The following is a 516-nucleotide window of genomic DNA, read 5'->3' on the forward strand; positions in this document are numbered from 1 at the left end:
AGTCTGAAACCCTTCTTTTAGATCCGCCCTGACGGGAGCGTTCGATTCCCGTAATGGGGGTGTTGTCCGTTCTCAAAGGGCTCTTTGTCTTTGGAGAACAAAATGGCAACTGCCCAAATCAAAAAAGATCCTGCGCCGGATCATCTCAAGTCGCTCGTCGGCCGCATGGCTGCCGAGTACGGCGTCGACCGCGACAAGTTCTACGCGACGCTCGCCAACAGCATCTTCGCTCAGGGTGCTAAGGATCGTGACGGCAAGTTTCAGCCGAAGGTTCCGACGCCCGAGGAGATGCTCGCGCTCCTTGTCGTCTGCGACAAGTTCAAGCTCGACCCGTTCACGCGGCAGATCTTCGCCTTCAGCTCGAAGCGCGGCAAGATCGTGCCGATCGTGAGCATCGACGGATGGCTTTCGATCATCAACCGACCGCCCGACTACGACGGACTGGAAGTGGTCGAATCGCAAAATCTCGTTCAAATCGGTGAAGTCAAAATTCCCGAGTTTTGCACGGTGAAAATC

At 55.6% G+C, this 516-nt stretch carries 1 protein-coding gene; it reads left to right on the plus strand.

The features are described from left to right. Positions 1-102: 102 nt before the first annotated feature. The coding region (locus tag H6A60_RS12430) for a recombinase RecT (protein WP_205105104.1) at positions 103-516 on the plus strand (414 nt) is incomplete at its 3' end.

Source organism: Sutterella massiliensis (genome assembly GCF_016899755.1).
GTDB lineage: Bacteria > Pseudomonadota > Gammaproteobacteria > Burkholderiales > Burkholderiaceae_F > Sutterella > Sutterella massiliensis.